This window comes from Sphingomonas sp. BE138, from assembly GCF_031456125.1.
Taxonomy (GTDB): domain Bacteria; phylum Pseudomonadota; class Alphaproteobacteria; order Sphingomonadales; family Sphingomonadaceae; genus Sphingomonas.
The window spans coordinates 308,714-327,407 of the sequence record NZ_JAVDUC010000002.1 but is presented as its reverse complement, the minus strand read 5'-3'; the positions used below and the strand labels follow the sequence as shown (position 1 = coordinate 327,407).

Here is an 18,694-nt window from a genome sequence, read left to right as displayed (position 1 = left end):
TCGCGCGAATGACGGAGAGCGAGCGGCGGTTACTGCTGCCACGTTTTTTCGCGCAGGTTCAGGTGGCCGAGCTTGCGCGCGTTCAGGCGCGGGCCGAGGAAGCGGTAGAAATACCAGTCCTTCGCGAACCACGGGGTGAAGTGGTAGAGCAGTCGTTCCGGCAGCGTCCAGCGGACGCGGGTGCGGTCGGTGCGGCGGTCGGACGGGATGCACCACAGGTCGAAGGGGTAGACGACGCGACCCTGTTTCACGACGCGCTGCATGATCTCGTGGTCCATCAGCACATAGGACCAGTGCCGCTCGGCATAGCCGCCGGCGGCGAGGAACGGCGCGGTACGGAAGGTCTGGCCGAAGCCGCCGGTGTGCGTCTGCTTGGGCCACAGCCAGCTGGCGATGCGGTTGTGGTGCCGCTTGCGCCAGGCCGCGGCCGGATCGGACGGCACGTCGGTGGCCATGACCGCGACGATGTCGGGCGCCGCGTAATTGCGCGCGGCGGTGGCGAGATAGTCGGGCGGGTAGAAGGTGTCGGCGTCGCCGAACGCGACGAACGCGGTGGAAAGATGCGGCATCGCCGACTCCAGCGCGAAGATCTTGCCGGCGCGCGGCTCGCTGAGGTGGAGCACCTCGACATCGGGCAGGACCGCGGCGCGCGCGATCGTCGCCGATGCGTCGGTCGAGCCGTTGTCGACCAGGATCAGCCGAAAGGGCTTGAGCGTCTGCGCCGCGAGACTGGCGAGCGTTTCACCGAGATAGGCCGCCTCGTTGTAATAGGCGATGACGAACGTCCAGTTCATGCCCGCACCTCCGCGGCGACGCGCAGCAGCGTGCGACATGCCGCCTCGCTCGACCGCAGGCCGTGCGTGGCGACGACATGCGCGCGCGCCGCTGCTCCCATCTGCGCCATACGCACGGGATCGCGCAGCAATGCGGCGACAAGCGGGCGGAAATCGCGCTCGGTGACGCGCAGCCCGCACTCGGGCGGGATGACGTCGGCGCCGAGCCGGTCGGCGAACCCGACGACCGGGCGCGCGCAGGCCATCGCCTCCGGGATCGCGCGCGGAAAATAGTCGCGGCGGCCGGCGTGGAAATAGAGGCCGGCTTGGGCGAGCAGTTGCGGGATTTCGGCGTGACGGCGATGGCCGAGCCAGTCGATCGCGGGATAGCGGCGCGCCATCCGCGCCGCGTCCGGCCCGCCGCCCGCCACCGCGACCCGGTGCGCGCGCGACAGCACGCCGACCTCGGCGAAGCTTTTCCAGCGCGTCACGCGGCTGACCGAAAGCACGTCCCAGCGCCGCTCCGCCCCCAGCGGGCGGAACAGCTCGGTGTCGATCGTCTTGGGCAGCCGCTCCATGCGCGTGCGCGGAATACGCGGGCGGAACCAGCCGCCCGCCGCCAGCGCATCCTCCTGCACCGCGCCTTCGGTGAAGAGGAGCCGCGCGTGCGGGACCAGCCGGCTCCAGTAATCGCCGCCGATGATGAGCGCGAAGGCGCGCGCGTCGGGGCGCAGGGCGCGGTCGAACAGGCGATAGCCCGCCCCGCCGTTGGTGCCGATCAGCACGAAGAGGTCGGCCGCGTCGCGGCGCGCCGCGGCGACCAGCGCGTCGCTGTAATGATCGCGCGACCTCGCGCCGCCGCCGGTCTTCGCGAACAGGCGGATGCGATAGGGCGCGCCGAACGCGGCGTCGGAGACGTGCCCGGCATCCGCCGCGCCGACCCCCCACAACTCGACATCGGCGCCGAGCGCGGCTAGGAGCGCGGGCATCCGCCGGTCGCGATTGTCCCAGCGAAGCCACTCCGCCGGATCGGCGACGCTGTGATAGGCCGGGTAGGTGAGGACGAAAACGATGCGTGCCATGGGTATTCCCCGCGCCGTACCAGCGCCGGCACGCGCTGCCTAGGTTGCCGACGACGTGAACACTTCGCCCATGCCCTTCGCCGAGGAAGGGCCGCGCATCTCCTGCCTGATGGTCACCGCCAATCGCCGCACGTTGGCGGAGCGATCGGTCGATTGCTTCCTGGCGCAGGATTATCCCAACCGCGAACTGGTGATCGTCGACGACGGCGAGGAGGATTACGCCCCGATCCTGCGCGACATTCCCGCCGATCGCGTGCTGCACCACCGCCTGCCCAAGAACCCGGCGACGACGCTGGGCGAGCTGCGCAACCTGTCGCTCGACCTGGCGCGCGGCGACCTGATGGCGCATTGGGACGACGACGACTGGTTCGCGCCCCGGCGGCTGTCGCGCTCGGTCGAGACGCTGGGCGACAAGGCGGCGGTCTGGGGCGAGGCGACGTTGATGCATCTGGACGATCCGGCATGGCTGGATCGCCCGTATCTCAGCTGGTTCCAGGGCGGCGCGCCGAGCACCATCGTCCATCGCCGCCGCGACGACATCCGCTATCCCAAGGAGCGCAAGGGCGAGGACAGCACGTTCCGCGATGCGTGGCTGCGGCTGGGCACCGCCCTGATTCCGAAGGCGGAAGCGCATCTGCTGATCCGCTGCTTCCATGGGCACAACACCTGGGACCGCGGGCATTTCGAGCGACGCCTGGCGCTGCGCCCGATGCAGATCGTCGAGTGGCAGCTGCGGCGCGTGACCGGGACGACCGCGCGTTACTCGGCGTTCCGGCTGACCCCCGATCAGCGCGCGGCGTTCGACGCCTATGTCGCGCAGTCGCGCGCGCTGGGGCTGTTTTGACCGCAGCCGCGCGCTGGTCCGACTGGGCCGCGCGACCGTGGGTGCGCGTCGCGGCCACCGTGCTGCGCTGGGCGTTCTTCGCGGGCATGATCGCGTGGATGGTCCTGAAGGTGCGCGCGATCGGCTGGACGCAGGTGGTGCGCTCGCTGCCGACCAACCCGTTGTTCTACCTGCTGTTCGTCATCACGTTCCTGGTGCTGCCGGCGTCGGAGACAATCGTGTTTCGCACGATCTTCGCGCGCGCGCTGCCCGGCGCCTTCCCGGTGCTGATCCGCAAGCGCGTCTATAACAGCGCGCTGGTCGGCTATTCGGGGGAGCTGTTCCTTTTCGTGTGGCTCAGGCGGACGATCGGGCTGTCGAAGCGGGTGATCGCTATCGGTCTGAAGGACAATGCGATCCTGTCGGCGATCGCCTCCGGGCTGGTCACGCTGATGCTGCTGGTGGCGTTCGCCGCGGCGGGGAACGGGCGGCGGATCGCGAGCTGGCTGAACCCGGGGCCGGCGTTGCTGGTCGCGATGGCGGTGGGGGCGGTGTTCCTGCTGCCGCTGCTGTTCCGGTTGCGGCGGCAGTTGATCGCGATGCCGCTGCCCCGTGCGGGCAAGGTGCTGGGCGTGCATGTCGCGCGGATCGTCGCCGTGGTGCTGCTTCAGGCGACGCAATGGGCGGTGGTGCTGCCGCAGGAGCCGTGGGGCGTGTGGCTGGTATTCCTGACCGCGCAGATGGTGATCTCGCGGTTGCCGATCGTGCCGAACCGCGACCTGCTGTTCCTGAGCGCCGCGCTGGAGATGAGCGGCACGATCCAGGGGCCGCGCGAGGCGATGGCGGGACTGTTGCTGGCGGGCGGCGCGCTGACGCAGGGGAGCAATCTGGTCTTCTACCTGCTGACGTCCGTGATGAAGCAACCGGCGATCGAGGGGGCGGAGGTGCCGGAGGAGGAGAACGCAGCCAGCGGAGACAAGGTGGCGGGGGTTCCCTGACCGCGCCGCTGTCGTGATCCCCACGGAGGCGGGGATCCCCACGCGCCGGAGGTTCTGGACTCCCGCCGTCGCGGGAATGACGGGGTTGGTCGGGGGCCTACCGCTCCACCGCCGCGACGTCGGCGCGCGTCCAGCCGCCGCCCATCGCCTGATAGAGCGCGACATAGCTGTTGAGGCGGTCGGCGCGCGCCTGTGCCAGCGACAGTTCGGCGTTGAGCAACGTGCGTTGCGCGTCGAGTTGCTCGATATAGCTGGAATAGCCGGCACGGTAGCGATTGGTGGCATTCTGGAGCGCGCCGCGCGACGCCTCGGCCTGGGCGGCGAGCGACTGCGCCTGCTCGCCGGTGCGGCGGACGCCGGCCAACGCGTCCTCGACCTCGCGGAAGGCGGTGAGCGCGGTGCGCCGGTAGGCGAAGGCGGCCTGGTCGCGCCGCGCGGTGGCGCCGCGTTCCTGCGCGCGCAGCCGCCCGCCGTCGAAGATGGGCCCGAGGATGCTGGTGCCGAGCGAGAAGATCAGCTCGGGCTGCGCCAGTGCGGTCGACAGCACGAGGTTCGCCGCGCCGGTGAGCGACAGATTGGGAAGCATCGCCGCGCGCTGGCTGTCGAGCGTGCGGTCGGCGGCGACCAGCGTCTGCTCGGCCTGGAACAGGTCGGGGCGGCGGCGCAGCAGGTCGGCGGGCAGGCCGTCGGGGATCGGCGGGGCGGCGAGCCGCTCCAGCGTCGCGCCGCGGTCGATCGCGCGCGGCACGTCGCCGGTCAGCAGCGCCAGCGCATTCTCGGCGCGGGTGATCGCGAGTTCGGCGGCGGGGACGAGCTGCGCGGTGGCGGCATATTCGGCCTGCGCCTGGCGGTATTCGAGCCGCGAGGTGTAGCCCGCCTCGAAGCGGCGGCGGGCGATCCGCAGCGCCTCCGCGCGCGAGGCGAGCGTGTCGCGGGCGATCGCGAGCCGGTGGTCGAGCGCGCGCAGCGTGATGTAGCTTTGCGCGGCGGTCGCGGCGGTGGCGAGGCGGACGGTGTCGGCGGCGGCTTCGGTGGCGAGCAGCTGCGCGCGTGCCGCGCGGCTCGCCTGCCGCAGCCGCCCGAACAGGTCGAGGTCGTAGCTGAGCGTGACGCCGGGCTGCACCGCGGCCGAACGCGCGGTCGTGCCGAGCGCGCTGATCTGCTGGCCCTGCGTCTCGGGCACCGTGCCGCCGACCTGCGGGAGCAGCTGTGCGCGGGCCAGCGCCTCGGCGGCGCGCGCTTCCTCGACGCGGGCGGCGGCGGTCTGGATGTCGAGGTTGTTGGCGAGTGCGCGCTCCACCAGGGCGGTCAGGATGGGATCGCCGAACCCCTGCCACCAGCCGGCCTGCACGGTGCCGCTCGCCGGGAGCGCGTTGCGCCACGCCGGGGGCGGCACGACCGCCGCCGCCTGGGGCGGGGGGCGGCGCGGGCCCGGCAGCGCGCAACCGGCGAGCAGCAGCGCGAGCAGGAGCGTGCGGCGCGTCATTGCGGGCCGGGCACGCCGGCGGTGTCGACGCGCGCCTGCACCGACATGCCGGGGCGCAGCCGCTGCGTGAGCCGCTGGCCGGGATCGACGCGGATGCGGACAGCGATCCGTTGTGGCACCTTCGTGAAATTGCCGGTGGCGTTGTCGGACTTCAGCACCGCGAACTCGCTGCCGGCGGCGGGCGAGATGCGCTCGACGCGGCCGGTGAGGCGGGCGTTGGCGAGCGCGTCGACGGTGAAGCTGGCGCGCTGTCCCACCGCGATGCGCGCGGTCTGCGCTTCCTTGAAATTGGCGATGACCCAGGTTTCGGGGGGCACGAGGAACATCAGCTGCGAGCCCGCCGTGACGTACTGGCCGACGCGCACGCCGACCTCGCTGAGCCGACCCGCCTCAGGGGCGCGGATCACGGTATTGGACAGGTCGATCTTGGCGAGGCGCAGCGCGGCGCGCGCGCCGGAGACGCCGGCCTGCTGCCCGCCGCGCCCGACCTCGACGGTGCGGATGTCCTGGCGCGCGATCTCCTGTGCGGCCTGTGCCTGGTTCAGTTGCGCCTGCGCCTGGCGGAGCGCGGCGAGCGTCTGGTCGCGTTCGCGCAGGGAGACAGAGCCGTCCTTCACGAGGTCGTCGACGCGGTTCATGTCGGCCTGCGCGCGCATCAGCTGCGCGCGGGCGTTGGCGACGGCCGCACCTTGCGCGCCGAAGCTCGCCTGGCGACTGGCGGCGGTCTGGTTGCTGTTGGCGAGCGTCGCCTGCGCGCTTTCGACCTGCGCCTGCGCCTGTTCGACGCGCTGCGCGTAGATGCGGTCGTCGATGGCGACGAGCGGCTGGCCGGCGCGGACGTTCTCGAAATCGCGCACCAGCACCTGCGTGACATAGCCCGACACCTGCGGCGCGATCACGGTGGTGCGGCCGCGGACATAGGCGTTGTCGGTCGATTCATAGCCGGTGGTGAACGGCCAGATGCGCCACGCCGCCAGCACCGCGGCGATCCCCGCCGCGGCCAGCAGCAGGATCAGCGCGATCGCGGTGCGCGACAGCGTCGGCGGCCGCCAGCCCGACCCGGCGGGGGCGGCGGGGGCGGCGGGGACCGCGGGGGCCGCGGCGGCGGCGTCCTGGGCCACCTTCTCCTCGGTGGCGGGCCCCTCCGAAACGGGACTGGCGGCGACGGGCGAGCGGGTGTCGGTCATGCGGGGGCCTGAACGCGTGCGCGCCACGAACGGCGCAGGAGAAGGAAGAGCAGATAGAAGAAGGTGAGCGCGGCGAGCACCGCGATCAACCGGAACATGTCGTCATAGGCGAGCACATTGGCCTCGCGCGTGGCGGACTGCGACAGGAGCGCGCCGCCCTCCGCGCTGCGCAGGGAAGGGTCGCCGAGGACGCGTGCCACACCGCTGGCGCCGGCCTGGAGCCGCGCCTGCACGATCGGGTCGGTGGGGTCGATCGCCTGCACCAGCGCAGCGCTGTTCGCCTTCTCGCGCACCACCTGGTACGTGCCGAGGATCGCGCTGCCGGCGAGCCCGCCGATCGAGTTGAGCACGCCGAACAGCGCGAGGAAGCTGATGACATGGCCCGCGCCCTGTTGCAGCGCGCGGGTCATGCCGAACAGCAAGGACGGACCGAGGAAGAAGGCGCCGGCGAAGGCGATCGTCGCCTGCGTGGCGTAGAGCTGCGGCGCGCGCGTCAGGCTGGTCGAGTAGGAATCGACCCAGGCGGCGACCGCGACCAGGCCGATCGCGAGCATGACGGGGTGCGCCAGCTTGGTGGGGTCGAGCGTGATCGCGCTGATGACGAAACCGGCGACCGTGGCGAGGAAGATGATGGTGAAGAACGGCACCAGTTGGTCGTTGTTCTGCCCCAGCACCGTCAGCAGCCCGACCGCGCCGTAGGTCTGCTCCGACAGGACGATGCGCGCCATCAGCGTGACCACCGCGAAGCGGATGATGTCGGCGCTGCCGAGCCAGCGCGTGTTGAGGAGCGGATTGGCGCGGTGATGTTCGATGATGAGCGCGGCGGCGAGCATCGGGATCGCGGCGAGCAGCGCCCAGCCGATCCACGCCGACTGCGTCCACCAGACATAGCGGCCGAGCCCCAGCACCGCCGCGAAGAGCCCCATCGACCCGGCGAACAGCGCAAAGGTGACGAAGTCGAGCTTCTCGAACGCCTTCTGCCGCGTGGTCGGCGGCAGGCGGAAGGCGAGCACCGCGGCGAGGCTGAGCGCCGAGAGGCCCAGTTCGAAGAGGTAGAGCGTTCGCCACTGGCTCATCGAGAGCAGTTCGGGCGAGAACAGCCGCGCGAGCGGGGTCGCCAGCTGCGGCACGCCGATCCCCAGCACGATCGCGCGCAGCCGCCATTTGGCGGGAAACGCCTGCATCAGATAATATAGCGCAAAGGTGTTGAGCGCCGCGCCCGCCATGCCGCTGGCGCCGCGCACCAGCACCGCCGACCAGAAATCGCGCACGAACAGATGGCCGAGCGTGAGCAGCAGGTAGAGCGTCAGGAAGATGATCGCGAACGGCCGCAACCCGAATTGCTGGCGGAACTTGATGAGCAGCAGATTGATGCTGACGTTGGTCATCACATAGACGGTCGGCAGCCACGCGATCTCCGCCGGATCGAGCCCGAGCGCGCCGGCGAGCGTGACCGTATTGGCGCTGACCAACGCATTGCCGAACCCGCTGGTCAGCCCGACGAGGATCGCGACGAGCGCGTAGGCGATCTGGCGGCGGCGCGGGTGGTCGGGCGAACCCGGCGAGCCGGGCATGACCGGGCGTTCGTGCGGGGCGTAATCCCAGCGTTCCTCGGCGAGGACGCGGCGCAGGCGGGCAACGAGCGACATGTCAGCGCGGCCCGCGTGTTTCCATCCTCGTCATCCCGGCGACCGCCGGGATCCCTGTCGCCGCATGCGCAACCGGCGCGGCGTGCGCGGCACGTCGGACCCCGGCGTTCGCCGGGATGACGGCTGATGCACGAGCGGGAGACATGGGCCCCTGCTGGCGCAGCGGCGACGGGCAGGTGGCGGTCACTCCACCCAGTCGAGGCCGAGGTCGCGGTAGATGCCGCGGTCCTCGTCCCAGCCGGGCTTCACCTTGACGTGCAGATAGAGATGCACCGGGCGATCGAGCAGCACCGCGAGCTCGGCACGGGCACGCGCGCCGATTTCCTTGATCCGCGCCCCGCCCTTGCCGAGCACGATCGCGCGCTGCGAGGCGCGTTCGACCATGATCTGCTGGTGGATCTCCGCCGAGCCGTCCTCGCGGTCGACGAATTTCTCGGTCTCGATCACGCTGGCATAGGGAAGTTCGGCGTGGAGTTGCAGGTAGAGCTGCTCGCGCGTGACCTCGGCGGCCAGTGCGCGCTCGGACGCGTCGGAGACCTGATCTTCCGGATAGTGCCACGGGCCTTGCGGCAGCGCCCTGGCGAGCACCTGCTTGAAGTGTCCGACCCCGTCGCCGGTCTGTGCGGAGATGAAGAACGTTTCCGCGAACGGCAGCAACGCGTTCAGCCGCTCGGCATGGAGCAGCAGCTTGGGCTTGTCGGCGAGGTCGACCTTGTTGAGGACGAGATAGATCGGCTCGCTGCGGCCCTTCAGCGCCTCGACGATCTCGGTGACCTTCGGGCCGAGCCCGCCCTTGCCGTCGACGACCAGCGCGATCACGTCCGCGCCCTCGGTCCCGCCCCACGCGGCAGCGACCATCGCGCGGTCGAAGCGGCGGTTCGGCTCGAAGATGCCGGGCGTGTCGACCAGCAGCAGCTGCGTATCGCCCTCGATCGCCACGCCCATCAGCCGGGTGCGCGTCGTTTGCGCCTTCGGGCTGACGATCGCGACCTTCTGCCCGACCAAGGCATTGACCAGGGTCGACTTTCCGGCGTTGGGGGCGCCGACGACCGCGACCAGCCCGCAATGTCGCGCCGACGGATCCCGGGGCGAATGTTGCGAATGTTGAGACGATAGCGCGTTGGATTCAACGGACGCAGGGGGCTGGTGATCGGTCATTCGCCGGCAATGGCACTCTTGAGGCGCGAGAAGAAGCCCTGGCTCTGCGGACATTCGTCGCCGGTTTCGGTCTCGCGGAACTCCTCCAGCAGCGCGCGCTGGCGGGTGGTCAGCTTCGTCGGGGTCTCGACCTCGATCTGGATGACCAGATCGCCGTAACCGCGCCCTTGCAGCACCGGCATGCCGGCGCCGCGTTGCTTCAGCTGCTTGCCCGACTGGATGCCGGCCGGGATCTTCACTTCATGGCGCTTCCCGTCGAGACCGGGGATCGACATCGTTCCGCCGAGTGCGGCGGTGGTGAAGCTGATCGGCGCGCGCGCGAACAGGGTGGTGCCCTCCCGCTCGAAGATCGCGTGGCGCTTGACGTGGAGGAAGATGTAGAGGTCGCCCGGGGGCGCGCCGCGTGCCCCGGCTTCGCCCTCGCCGGTCAGCCGGACGCGCGTGCCTTCGTCGACGCCGGGCGGGACCGAGACGGCGAGCGTCTTGGTCTTCTCGACGCGACCCTCGCCGCGGCAGTCGGCGCAGGGATCGGTGATGACCTGGCCCGAGCCGTGGCACAGCGGGCAAGCGCGCTCGACGACGAAAAAGCCCTGCTGCGCGCGGACCTTGCCGTGGCCGTGGCAATGCTGACAGGTGTGCGCGTGGGTGCCGGGCTTCGAGCCCGAGCCGTGGCAGGTGTCGCACGGCGCGGAGATGTCGACGGTGATTTCCGTCTCCTTGCCGTGGAACGCCTCCTCCAGCGTGATCTCCATGTCGTAGCGCAGGTCGGCGCCGCGGCGCGTCTGCTGCCGACCGCCGCCGCGCTGGCCGCCCATGAACTCGCCGAAGACGCTTTCGAAGATGTCGGAAAAGCCGCCGAAATCCTGCGCCTGATGCCCGCCGCCGCCACCGTTGCGGAACGCGGCATGCCCGAAGCGGTCGTAGGCGGCGCGCTTCTGCGGGTCCTTCAGGCAGTCATAGGCCTCGCTGACCGCCTTGAAGCGGGCTTCCGAATCCTTGCACCCGGCGTTCTTGTCCGGATGATACTTCATCGCGAGCTTGCGATACGACGATTTGATCGTCGCGGCATCCGCGGTGCGCTCGCATTCGAGCAGCTCGTAATAGTCGATTTCGGTCATGCGGCCTCTAGGTCGGATCGGCATTCCGGCAGGACGGTGCGGACGACCCGTATTCTCTCACCGTCATCCCCGCAAAGACGGGGATCCAGACACGCCGACGTTGGCGATAGAAGCGCGACGTCAGGGGTTCTGGATCCCCGCCTTCGCGGGGATGACGAGGTGTTGCAGGCGATATCAGGGTGCGAGAGGGCGGCCATGAACGCTGTCGCTTGTTGCATGGTCAGTCCTTCTCACTACCCCTCACCCCGACCCTCTCCCCGCAGGGGAGAGGGAGGGCGTTTCATCACTTCTGGTCGTCGACTTCCGAGAATTCGGCGTCGACCACGTCGTCGTCCTTCTTCGCCTCGGCCGTGCCGGCGTCGCCCTGCGGGGCGGCATCGGCCTGCTGCTGCTTCTCGTAGATCGCCTGGCCGAGCTTCATCGCGACCTGCGCGAGCGCCTGGCTCTTCTCGTTCATCTGCTCCGGATCGCCGCTCTCGACCGCCGCCTTGGCAGCGTCGATGCCCGACTGGATCTCACCCTTGAGCGCGTCGTCGACCTTGTCGCCGTTGTCAGCGAGCTGACGCTCGGTGGTGTGGATCAGCGATTCGGCGTTGTTCTTCGCCTCGGCCGCGGCGCGACGCTTCTTGTCCTCCTCGGCGAAGCTCTCGGCATCGCGGACCATCTTGTCGATGTCGGCGTCCGACAGGCCGCCCGAGGCCTGGATGCGGATCTGCTGCTCCTTGCCGGTGCCCTTGTCCTTGGCCGACACGTTCACGATGCCGTTGGCGTCGATATCGAACGTCACCTCGATCTGCGGCACGCCGCGCGGGGCGGGGGGGATGCCGAGCAGGTCGAACTGGCCGAGCAGCTTGTTGTCCGCGGCCATCTCGCGCTCGCCCTGGAAGACGCGGATCGTCACCGCCTGCTGATTGTCGTCAGCGGTCGAGTACGTCTGCGACTTCTTGGTCGGGATCGTGGTGTTGCGGTCGATCATGCGCGTGAACACGCCGCCCAGCGTCTCGATACCCAGCGACAGCGGGGTCACGTCGAGCAGCAGCACGTCCTTCACGTCGCCCTGCAGTACGCCGGCCTGGATCGCGGCGCCCATCGCGACGACCTCGTCCGGGTTGACGCCGGTGTGCGGGTCCTTGCCGAAGAACTGCTTCACGACCTCACGGACGCGCGGCATGCGGGTCATGCCGCCGACGAGCACCACTTCGCTGACCTCGTTGGCCGAGACGCCCGCATCGGCCATCGCCTTCTTGCAGGGCTCCAGCGTACGCTTGATGAGGTCCTCGACCAGACGCTCCAGATCGGCGCGGCTGATCGTCTTGACCAGGTGCTTCGGCCCGTTCTGATCGGCGGTGATGAAGGGCAGGTTGACCTCGGTCGACTGCGCCGACGACAGCTCGATCTTCGCCTTTTCCGCCGCTTCCTTCAGACGCTGGAGCGCCAGCTTGTCCTTCGTGAGGTCGATGCCCTCGTCCTTCCTGAAACCTTCGGCCAGATAGTCGACGATCTTGTTGTCGAAATCCTCGCCGCCCAGGAAGGTGTCGCCGTTGGTGGCCTTCACCTCGAACACGCCGTCGCCGATCTCGAGGATCGAGACGTCGAAGGTGCCGCCGCCGAGGTCGTAGACCGCGATCGTCTTGCCGTCCTGCTTGTCGAGGCCGTACGCCAGCGCCGCGGCAGTCGGCTCGTTGATGATGCGCAGCACTTCGAGGCCCGCGATCTGCCCGGCGTCCTTGGTCGCCTGCCGCTGCGCGTCGTTGAAGTAGGCCGGGACGGTGATGACCGCCTGCGTGACCGTCTCGCCGAGGTACGATTCGGCGGTTTCCTTCATCTTCTGAAGCGTGAAGGCGCTGATCTGCGACGGGCTGTAGTCCTTGCCGCCGGCCTGCACCCAGGCGTCGCCATTAGCACCCTTCACGATGTGATAGGGAACCAGCTCGGTATCCTTCTTGGTGACCGGATCGTCGAAGCGGCGGCCGATCAGGCGCTTCACCGCGAAGATCGTGTTGTCGCCGTTGGTGACGGCCTGGCGCTTGGCGGGCTGGCCGATCAGCCGCTCGCCGTCCTTGGCGAAGGCGACGATCGACGGCGTGGTGCGCGCACCTTCCGAATTCTCGATGACCTTGGCCTTGCCGCCTTCCATCACGGCCACGCACGAATTGGTGGTGCCGAGGTCGATACCGATTACTTTTGCCATGAGTGCTTTACCTAGCCCCTGCATATTTGTGACTTCGCATGCGATCGCGCCCCGTTACGGCAGCGCAACCGCGTCTGACGAAGGGCGATATAGGTGGCGCGCACCGGCCCGCAAGATTGCCGCATCATGTCCGTGGGAACCATTGCCTGATTGCGGCGTGGAACGTAGGAGGAGTCATCATGCAGACCGCCCGCATCTATCAGCGCCCGAAGAACGCCATGCAGTCCGGCAAGGCGCGCACCGATCACTGGCAGCTGGAGTTCGAGCCCGGCGAGCCCAAGCGCCCGGACCCGCTGACCGGCTGGGCAGGCAGCGGGGACACGCGCGACCAGATCCGGCTGAGCTTCCCGACGTGCGAGGCGGCGGTCGCCTATGCCGAGGCGCAGGGGCTGGCGTATGCGGTGATCCCGACCCCGACCAAGACGCTGAAATTGCAGAGCTACGCGGACAATTTCCGGTAGACGCAAATTCGTCATCCCAGCGAAAGCTGGGATCTTGTTCGATCGAGCGCACCCTTGCGGCACGAGATCCCAGCTTTCGCTGGGATGACGTCATGGTCCGATCAGCGCGTCGGCCAGCAGCACCAGCATCTTGACGTCCATCGCGACGCCGGCCGCGCGCTTCTGCGCGACGAAGGCGGCGATCTGGGTGCGGGGAACGAGGTGGACCTCGATATCCTCATGCGCGTCGCCGCCGCCCTCGCCGACCTTCACCAGATCGTGCGCGCGCACCAGCGTGAAGCCCTCGCTGTTCATCCCGGGCGAGGAGTGGAAGAAGCCGAGCTCCTCGATGCGGCCGGCGCGGTAGCCGGTTTCCTCCTCCAGTTCGCGGGCGGCGCCGATCGCGACCGCCTCGCCCTCGGTCTCGTCGCCGATCAGCCCGGCGGGAAGTTCGAGGCAGCGTTGCCCGAGCGGCACGCGGTACTGCTCGACCAGCACGACGCGGTCGGCCTCGTCGATCGCGACGATCACCGCGGCCTGGATGCCGCGCTGACGCGCGACATATTCCCAGCCGCCCTGCTTCACGACCTTGATATAGCGGCCTTCCCAGGCGGTTTCGGGGGAGAAGGCGGCGTCGCGGTGCGGGGGGCGGTGCGGATCGGTCATGGCGGCGCCGTCTACCGGAGCCGCGGCGCTTGGCGAAGCGAAAAACCGCGCCTACCCTCTGCCGCATCGTGCAACAGGAAAGGGAAGCGCGTCGTGCTCAAGGATTTCCGGGCGTTCATCGCGCGCGGCAACGTGCTGGACCTCGCGGTCGGCGTCATCATCGGCGGCGCGTTCGCGACCATCACCAAGTCGCTGACCGACGACGTCATCATGCCGGTGGTCGGCGCGATCTTCGGCGGGTTCGACTTCTCCAGCTTCTTTATCCGGCTGGGGCCGGTGCCGGCCGACTATAAGGGGTCGGTGGCGAGCTATGCGCAGCTGAAGGCGGCGGGGGTGCCGCTGCTGGGTTATGGCGAGTTCGTGACCGTGGTCATCAACTTCCTGATCCTCGCCTTCATCGTCTTCCTGCTGATGCGCAGCGTTAACAAGCTGATCGCGACGGTCGAGCGCGAGAAGGCGGCGGGCACCGCCCAGCCTGCGGCCGAGCCGGCGGAAGTGGTGCTGCTGCGCGAGATCCGCGACGAACTGAAGGGGCGCGGGGGCGTGCCGCCCCAGGGGTAAGAGCCACTCGCCGCTGCGCGGGGGTGACGGCATGAAAAAGGGCCGGGAGAAGCGATCCTCCCGGCCCTTTTTTATGCCGACGCCGCGATCAATGCCCCTCGTGCACCTCGACGATGCCGCGGCCGAGGTGGCTGTTCCGGCGGCTGTAGCCGAAATAGATTACCAGCCCGATCGCGCCCCATATCGGCAGCACCAGCATCGCGGCGGTCGGCAGGTTGAAGAACAGGAACACGCAGCCGAGGATCGTGAGCGGCCCGATGAGCCACAACGCGGGCGTGCGGAAGCTGCGCGGATGCTGCGCAGCGGTACGGCGCAGGATCATCACCGCCACCGCGACCATCGCGAAAGCGTAGAGCGTGCCGGCGTTGGCGATGTCGGCGAGCTGCCCGACCGGCAGGAAGGCCGCGGCGAACGCGACGCCGACCCCGGTCATCGCGGTCACGACGTGCGGGGTCTTCCATTTCGGATGAACCGTCGACAGGCGTTCGGGCAGCAGGCCGTCGCGGCTCATGACGAAGAAGATGCGCGTCTGGCCGAACATCAGGATCAGGATGACCGACGGCAGCGCGACGAACGCGGCGATGCCGAGCAGGTTGCCGACCCCCGACCAGCCGATCACGCGCAGGACGTGCGCCAGCGCCTCGCCCGAGCAGACCAGCGCGTCCTTATATTGCGGCAGCGCGCATTCGCGCGCCAGCTCCTCCGAGCCGGCGGGGAAGGGGATGCCGTTCGGTCCCATGATCGGCTGCCCGCCGATCGTGCCGATCGCGCCCGCCGCGACCAGGATGTAGAAGACGGTGCAGAACAGCAGCGAGCCGATCAGCCCGATCGGCACGTTGCGTTGCGGATTCTTGGTCTCCTCCGCCGCGGTCGACACCGCGTCGAAGCCGACATAGGCGAAGAAGATCGTCGCCGCCGCGCCGACCGCGCCGACGCCGGTGCCGAACCCGCCGAACACGCCCGCGGGCAGGAAGGGGTTGAAGCGATCGGTCGAGAAATAGTCGCTGGGCAGGGTCAGCGCGATGAACGCGGTCAGCGCCGTGACCTTGATCGCGACCAGCACGGCGTTGACCCGGGCGCTCTCGGTGGTGCCGATCATCAGCAGCCAGGTGATGAGCAGCGCGATCACCACCGCCGGCAGGTTGACGAGCCCACCCGGCGCGCCGCCGAACGCAAGCGGGGCGGCCGACAGCCAGGCGGGCAGGTGGATGCCCAGGAACTGGTTCAGGATCGTGCCCGTGAAATAGCCCGACCAGCCGACCGCGACCGCGCTGGCCGCCACCGCATATTCGAGGATCAGCGCCCAGCCGACCGTCCAGGCGAGCAACTCGCCCATCGTCGAATAGGTATAGGTGTAGGCCGATCCCGCCACCGGGATCATCGCCGCGATCTCGGCATAGCAGAGCGCGGCGACGATGCAGATCGCGCCGGCGATCGCGAAGGCGAGCATCAGGCCGGGACCCGCCTTTTGCGCGCCCGCGGCGGTCAGCACGAAGATGCCGGTGCCGATGACGCAGCCGATCCCGAACAGCGTCAGCTGGAACCAGCCGAGCGTGCGATGAAGCGACTTTTTCTCGGCGGTGGCGAGGATGGCGTCGAGAGGTTTGACGCGGCCGAAGATCATGTAGGTCGAAGCCCCCGGGAGATTCTGATGGGGCGGAGCCTAGCGGCGGATCGCGGGCGCGCAATAGTGTTGCGCCACGATGACGGTTTCAAACGCGGCTGTCGTTGTGCACCAGCATGGGACCGAGCGCGCGACCGCCGATGATATGGACGTGGAGGTGCGGCACCTCCTGGTGCGAATCGCGCCCGGTGTTGGCGATCAACCGATAGCCGCTGGCGACGAGCCCGGCCGCGCGCGCGGCGTGGCCGATCGCGCGGGTCAAGCTGACGATTTCGGCCTCGCCGGCGTTCGCAGAGAAGTCGTCCCAGCTGACGTACGATCCGCGGGGGACCGCGAGCAGGTGCGTCGGTGCCCATGGTGCGATGTCGTGGAAGACGATCGTATGATCGTCTTCATAGACGCGCTTGGAGGGGATCTCACCGCGCAACAGCTTCGCGAAGATGTTACCGTCGTCATAGGGCAGGGTGGCGTCGACGCTCATGCGCGGCTCCTCGTGCGTGGCTTCATTCGGGGCGGAAGGAGAGCGGGAGCGGGCCGCGCGCGGCCTTCTCCTCGTGGCCGCTGGTACCCTCGCGCCGCGCGAGTTCCGCGCGGACGTCGTCGAGCGTCAGGCCGGCGTCGGCGAGCAGCACGAACAGATGGTAGAGGAGGTCGGCCGCCTCCGGCACGATCGCGCGCGACGTCTGGCCCATGGCGGCGATGACGGTTTCGGTGGCTTCCTCGCCAAGCTTCTGCGCGATCCGGGCGCGTCCGCGCGCGAACAGCGAGGCGGTGTAGGAGCCGTCGGCATCCGCGCCCTTGCGCGACGCGATCGTCGCGAACAGCCGGTCGAGCGTGTCGGAAGAGGTCATCCGCCTCGGGTGCCGTGTCGGTGAGGCGGGGTCAAGGATGATGCGGGGCTGGCCATCCGGGCGGCTCGACACGCCTTCCCATTCTTGGACCTGCATCGCTGGCGCCGTTACCGAAGCGGATACCGGACCATGGATGCCGACCACGTGATGCCGGGGCGAGCCCGGCATGACGTGGCGCGATTCAGACCGTCGGCGGATACCGCGACGGGCGACCTGCTGCCTTGCCCGCCTTGTGGCGGTCATACGCCTTCTTGGCGACGTAAGCGCCGCCCAGCGCCCAACCCAGCGGGCCCATGCGCGTCACCGCGCGCGCCGCGACGGCGCCCAGGATCGCGCCACCCGCGCCGCCGTCGCGCCCGCGCCGATCGAGTTCGCGCCCGATCAACCCACCTAGGATGCTGCGAATCATGCCTTGATCCTTTCCGAAACCGTATCGCTCAAAACTTCGATGCCTTTCAGCACGCCCCAGCCGACCGCATAGGTCGCGACGACCGGCAGGACGAGCTTCAGGACGTTGGCGGTGATCGCGCCGTACAGCGCGCCGTCCGCCGCGCCGTCGTCGCCCGACATCGAGTCGATCGCGCCGCCGATCAGCGCGCCGATCGTGGTAGCACCCATGTTGGAAACCCTCGTTCGTTACGCAGGAACAATGCCGCGGGCGCGCCGGAGTTCCGGTCAGCGGCCCAGCATCGCCTCCGGTCGCACGACGCGGTCGAACGTGTCGGCGTCGACCAATCCGAGCGCGAGCCCGGCTTCCTTGAGCGTCAGCCCTTCCGCATGCGCGTGCTTGGCGATCTTTGCGGCATTGTCGTAGCCGATCTCGGGCGCGAGCGCGGTGACGAGCATCAGCGAGCGGTCGAGCAGCTCGGCGATCCGCCCCTCGTTGGCGGAAAGTCCCTCGACGCAGCGCTCCGCGAAGCTGTCGCAGCCGGTCGCGAGCAGGTCGATCGAGCGCAGCACGCCCGCGCCGATCACCGGCTTGAAGACGTTGAGTTCCAGATGCCCCTGCGCGCCGCCGACGGTGACCGCGACGTGATTCCCGATCACCTGCGCGGCGACCATCGTCAGCATCTCGCACTGCGTCGGGTTGACCTTGCCGGGCATGATCGAGCTACCGGGTTCGTTGGCGGGCAGGTCCAGCTCGCCCAGGCCGCAGCGCGGGCCGGAGCCGAGCAGGCGGATGTCGTTGGCGATCTTCGTGCACGCGACCGCCAGCGTGTTGAGCGTGCCCGACAGATGGACGAGCGGATCGTTGCTGGCGAGCGCCTCGAAGAAATTGTCCGCGGGGCTGAAGGCGATGCCGGTGATCCCGCGCAATTCCGCGCAAAAGTCGCGCGCGAAGCCGGCGGGGGCGTTGAGCCCGGTGCCGACCGCGGTGCCACCCTGCGCGAGCCGGTCAGTGCCCTGTTCGACCGCCGGCTCGATGCGGCGCAGGCAGCGGTAGAGCTGGTGCGCGTAGCCAGAGAATTCGTCGCCGAGCGTCAGCGGGGTCGCGTCCTGAAGATGGGTGCGGCCGATCTTGACGAGGTCGCGCCATGCCTGCGCCTTGGCGTCGAGCGCGGCGTGGAGGCGTTCGACCGCGGGGATCAGCCGCCGGCGGACCGCCACCGAGCAGGCGATGTGGAGCGCGGTCGGGAAGCTGTCGTTGGAGGATTGCCCGCGGTTGACGTCGTCATTGGGGTGGACGGGCGCCTTGCCGCCGCGCGTGCCGGTCAGCAGCTCGTTGGCGCGACCGGCAATCACCTCGTTGACGTTCATGTTGCTCTGCGTGCCGCTGCCGGTCTGCCAGATGACGAGCGGGAAATGGTCGTCGAGCTGGCCGGACGCGACCTCCTGCGCGGCCTGTTCGATCGCCTCGGCCTTGTCGGCTTCGAGGCCGTGGCGGCGGTTCACGCGCGCGGCGGCCTGTTTGACGAGGGCGAGCGCATGGACGATTTCGATCGGCATCCGCTCGCGAGCGCCGAAGGGAAAGTTTTCGAGGCTGCGCTCGGTCTGCGCGCCCCAATAAGCGTCGACGGGGACGTCGATGGGGCCGATCGAGTCGGTTTCGGTGCGGGTTGCCTGGGTCATATCCCATGAACGGGTGC

The 18,694-nt window shown here is 69.2% G+C and carries 19 protein-coding genes; 4 read left to right on the top strand and 15 right to left on the bottom strand.

The window, feature by feature from the left end:
• Positions 1-29: 29 nt before the first annotated feature.
• Together J2Y58_RS04460 and J2Y58_RS04455 are read right to left on the bottom strand one after the other, a co-directional pair.
• A complete protein-coding gene (locus J2Y58_RS04460) occupies positions 30-794 on the bottom strand; it encodes a glycosyltransferase family 2 protein (protein ID WP_310099241.1) in 765 nt (254 codons plus the stop codon).
• Positions 791-1,855 (bottom strand): glycosyltransferase, encoded by a 1,065-nt coding sequence (locus J2Y58_RS04455; protein ID WP_310099238.1) that lies wholly within the window; start codon positions 1,853-1,855, stop codon positions 791-793. Before J2Y58_RS04455 ends, J2Y58_RS04460 begins: the two co-directional genes overlap by 4 nt.
• A gap of 55 nt (positions 1,856-1,910) precedes the next feature.
• Here J2Y58_RS04455 and J2Y58_RS04450 point away from each other — a divergent pair, with 55 nt between their 5' ends.
• Positions 1,911-2,699 carry a glycosyltransferase family A protein gene (locus tag J2Y58_RS04450; protein WP_310099235.1) on the top strand — a complete coding sequence of 263 codons (789 nt, stop codon included), beginning with the start codon at positions 1,911-1,913 and terminating at the stop codon, positions 2,697-2,699.
• Positions 2,696-3,676, top strand: coding sequence for a hypothetical protein (locus tag J2Y58_RS04445; protein ID WP_310099233.1), 981 nt, complete (start codon positions 2,696-2,698; stop codon positions 3,674-3,676). Before J2Y58_RS04450 ends, J2Y58_RS04445 begins: the two co-directional genes overlap by 4 nt.
• 97 nt (positions 3,677-3,773) lie before the next feature.
• On the opposite strand, the gene J2Y58_RS04440 is transcribed toward J2Y58_RS04445, so the two are convergent.
• The 6 genes from J2Y58_RS04440 to dnaK all read right to left on the bottom strand — a co-directional run bounded on the left by J2Y58_RS04440 (position 3,774) and on the right by dnaK (position 12,465).
• On the bottom strand, positions 3,774-5,162 hold the full coding sequence (locus tag J2Y58_RS04440) for an efflux transporter outer membrane subunit (protein ID WP_310099231.1): 1,389 nt from the start codon (positions 5,160-5,162) through the stop codon (positions 3,774-3,776).
• Positions 5,159-6,349 carry an HlyD family secretion protein gene (locus J2Y58_RS04435; protein ID WP_310099228.1) on the bottom strand — a complete coding sequence of 397 codons (1,191 nt, stop codon included), beginning with the start codon at positions 6,347-6,349 and terminating at the stop codon, positions 5,159-5,161. The genes J2Y58_RS04440 and J2Y58_RS04435 overlap by 4 nt, the downstream gene beginning before the upstream one ends.
• A complete protein-coding gene (locus J2Y58_RS04430; protein WP_310099224.1) occupies positions 6,346-7,998 on the bottom strand; it encodes an MFS transporter in 1,653 nt (550 codons plus the stop codon). The genes J2Y58_RS04435 and J2Y58_RS04430 overlap by 4 nt, the downstream gene beginning before the upstream one ends.
• Positions 7,999-8,181: 183 nt before the next feature.
• Positions 8,182-9,156 carry a GTPase Era gene (gene era, locus J2Y58_RS04425; protein ID WP_310099220.1) on the bottom strand — a complete coding sequence of 325 codons (975 nt, stop codon included), beginning with the start codon at positions 9,154-9,156 and terminating at the stop codon, positions 8,182-8,184.
• Complete coding sequence (gene dnaJ, locus J2Y58_RS04420; protein ID WP_310099217.1) at positions 9,153-10,274, bottom strand: molecular chaperone DnaJ; 1,122 nt, start codon at positions 10,272-10,274, stop codon at positions 9,153-9,155. The genes era and dnaJ overlap by 4 nt, the downstream gene beginning before the upstream one ends.
• A gap of 283 nt (positions 10,275-10,557) precedes the next feature.
• Entirely contained in the window at positions 10,558-12,465 is a 1,908-nt protein-coding gene (dnaK, locus tag J2Y58_RS04415) for a molecular chaperone DnaK (RefSeq protein ID WP_310099214.1), read from the bottom strand.
• Between the two features lie 179 nt (positions 12,466-12,644).
• Between dnaK and J2Y58_RS04410 the strand changes: the two genes are divergently transcribed.
• Positions 12,645-12,926, top strand: a complete 282-nt coding sequence (locus J2Y58_RS04410; RefSeq protein ID WP_310099211.1) for an ETC complex I subunit — start codon at positions 12,645-12,647, stop codon at positions 12,924-12,926.
• A 90-nt stretch (positions 12,927-13,016) separates the two neighbouring features.
• Here J2Y58_RS04410 and J2Y58_RS04405 read toward each other — a convergent pair whose 3' ends face one another.
• Positions 13,017-13,571, bottom strand: coding sequence for an NUDIX domain-containing protein (locus J2Y58_RS04405; protein WP_310099208.1), 555 nt, complete (start codon positions 13,569-13,571; stop codon positions 13,017-13,019).
• 93 nt (positions 13,572-13,664) lie between these two features.
• On the opposite strand from J2Y58_RS04405, the gene mscL reads away from it, so the two are divergent.
• Positions 13,665-14,132, top strand: coding sequence for a large conductance mechanosensitive channel protein MscL (gene mscL, locus J2Y58_RS04400; protein WP_310099205.1), 468 nt, complete (start codon positions 13,665-13,667; stop codon positions 14,130-14,132).
• An 88-nt stretch (positions 14,133-14,220) separates the two neighbouring features.
• Here mscL and J2Y58_RS04395 read toward each other — a convergent pair whose 3' ends face one another.
• From J2Y58_RS04395 to fumC, 6 genes are all read right to left on the bottom strand, one after another.
• Complete coding sequence (locus J2Y58_RS04395) at positions 14,221-15,756, bottom strand: amino acid permease (protein WP_310099201.1); 1,536 nt, start codon at positions 15,754-15,756, stop codon at positions 14,221-14,223.
• 88 nt (positions 15,757-15,844) lie between these two features.
• Positions 15,845-16,237 (bottom strand): HIT domain-containing protein, encoded by a 393-nt coding sequence (locus tag J2Y58_RS04390; RefSeq protein ID WP_310099196.1) that lies wholly within the window; start codon positions 16,235-16,237, stop codon positions 15,845-15,847.
• Between the two features lie 22 nt (positions 16,238-16,259).
• Positions 16,260-16,607 (bottom strand): phosphoribosyl-ATP diphosphatase, encoded by a 348-nt coding sequence (locus tag J2Y58_RS04385; protein WP_310099193.1) that lies wholly within the window; start codon positions 16,605-16,607, stop codon positions 16,260-16,262.
• A 181-nt stretch (positions 16,608-16,788) separates the two neighbouring features.
• A complete protein-coding gene (locus tag J2Y58_RS04380; protein WP_310099190.1) occupies positions 16,789-17,016 on the bottom strand; it encodes a hypothetical protein in 228 nt (75 codons plus the stop codon).
• Positions 17,013-17,225: a hypothetical protein gene (locus J2Y58_RS04375; protein ID WP_310099187.1), complete on the bottom strand. Its 213-nt coding sequence runs from the start codon at positions 17,223-17,225 to the stop codon at positions 17,013-17,015. Before J2Y58_RS04375 ends, J2Y58_RS04380 begins: the two co-directional genes overlap by 4 nt.
• A 57-nt stretch (positions 17,226-17,282) precedes the next feature.
• Positions 17,283-18,677 (bottom strand): class II fumarate hydratase, encoded by a 1,395-nt coding sequence (gene fumC, locus J2Y58_RS04370; RefSeq protein WP_310099184.1) that lies wholly within the window; start codon positions 18,675-18,677, stop codon positions 17,283-17,285.
• Between the last annotated feature and the right edge of the window lie 17 nt (positions 18,678-18,694).